This is a genomic window from Streptomyces bohaiensis (assembly GCF_012033785.1).
Classification (GTDB): Bacteria; Actinomycetota; Actinomycetes; order Streptomycetales; family Streptomycetaceae; genus Streptomyces; species Streptomyces bohaiensis.
This window is the reverse complement of record NZ_JAAVJC010000512.1, coordinates 1-1,510: the sequence shown is the minus strand read 5'-3', so window position 1 is coordinate 1,510 and position 1,510 is coordinate 1. Positions and strand designations below refer to the sequence as shown.

Below are 1,510 nucleotides of genomic sequence, written 5' to 3'. Positions count from 1 at the left end.
GCGCGCGGCGCTGTCGGGCACCCGGGACGGCGGCGCGACGCCGCAGCTCGGCTCAGGGGCGGGGCCCGGCGGTCCAGTCGCGGGCGCGGAGCGGCAGCCCGGAGGCGCCGCCCTCGCCGGTGCGCACCGCGAGGATCTGGTTGACCCCGAGGTTGCCCTGTTCGAAGGCGAGGGCGGAGGCCGCCATGTAGAGGCGCCAGATCCGAGCGCGGCCCGGCCCGGCGAGCCGGACCGCCTGCGGCCAGGCGGCCTCCAGGTTGCGCACCCACTGGCGCAGCGTCAGCGCGTAGTGCTCCCGCAGGCACTCGACGTCCCGCACCTCCAGCCCGGCCGTCTCCAGGCCGGAGACGGTGTGGCCGAGCGGCGCCAGCTCCCCGTCGGGGAAGACGTAGGAGTCGATGAAGGGGTCGAGCCGGTAGCGGGTCTCGTCGGGGGCGGGCCGCCGGGCGATCTGGTGGTTGAGCAGTCGGCCGCCCGGACGGAGCAGCGAGCGGACGACCGCGGCGTAGCGGTCGAACTCGGCCGCGCCGACGTGCTCGGCCATGCCGACGGAGGCGATGGCGTCGTACGGTCCGTCGCCGACGTCGCGGTAGTCCTGGAACCGGATCTCGACGCGGTCGTCGAGCCCCTGGGCCGCCGCCCGATCGCGGGCGCGGGCCGCCTGCTCGGCGGAGAGGGTGACGCCGACGGCGTGCACCCCGTGGTGCCGCGCGGCGTGCAGCACCAGCGAGCCCCAGCCGCAGCCGACGTCCAGCAGCCGGTCCCCGGACCGCAGGCCGAGCTTGCGGCAGATCAGCTCCAGCTTGGCCTCCTGGGCGGCCTCCAGGGTGACGGCCGTCCGGGCGCCGGGGCCGGCCGGTGCGTCGGAGGCGCCCGCGACGGGGTGGGAGGTGTCCCAGTAGGCGCAGGAGTAGACCAGGGAGGGGCCCAGCACCAGGTCGTAGAAGTCGTTGCCGACGTCGTAGTGGTGGCTGACGGCCCGCCGGTCGCGGTCGCGGCCGTGACGGGTGCCGGCGCGGCGGCGGGTCTCCTCGGCGGGGACGGGCGGCGGCGGGCCGGGCCCGCCGAGGGCGAGCAGGTCGCGGAAGGCGGCGCCCCGGTCGTGGGGGCCGTCCGCGGGGAGGGGGAGGCGTCGCAGGACCTCGTAGAGGTCGCCGGGGACCGTGATCTCGCCGGAGACCCAGGCGCGGGCGAGGCCCACCCGGTCCGGGCGCCACAGCAGGCGGCGCAGCGCGCGGCGGTGGCGGACCTCGACGACGGGCGCGTCCGCGGGGCCGGCCTCGCTGCCGTCCCAGGCGCGGAGTCGGACGGTCGGGGGCTCGCCCACGATCTCCTCGGCGAGGCGGGCCAGCCGGTCCGCCGCGGGGGGTGTGCCGATCATGCTCCCAGCGAAGCACCGGGCGGCGCCGGGCGCGCGTTCACCTGCTCCGCACGCGCGGCGGGCGCCACCCGCTCGGGCGCAGCCCGCCGGGACGGGTGACCGTGGGGCGTGCGGGGCGGCAGGCGGGGC

1 protein-coding gene is annotated in these 1,510 nt (G+C 78.5%); it reads right to left on the bottom strand.

What is annotated here, in order from left to right:
* Nucleotides 1-52: 52 nt before the first annotated feature.
* Nucleotides 53-1,381 carry an SAM-dependent methyltransferase gene (locus tag HCN52_RS24390; protein ID WP_168090581.1) on the bottom strand — a complete coding sequence of 443 codons (1,329 nt, stop codon included), beginning with the start codon at nt 1,379-1,381 and terminating at the stop codon, nt 53-55.
* Nucleotides 1,382-1,510 lie beyond the last annotated feature (129 nt).

Coding starts and splice junctions, on each gene's coding strand:
- HCN52_RS24390 (WP_168090581.1), bottom strand. CDS start 1,381: ATGATCGGCACACCCCCCGCGGCGGACCGGCTGGCCCGCCTCGCCGAG.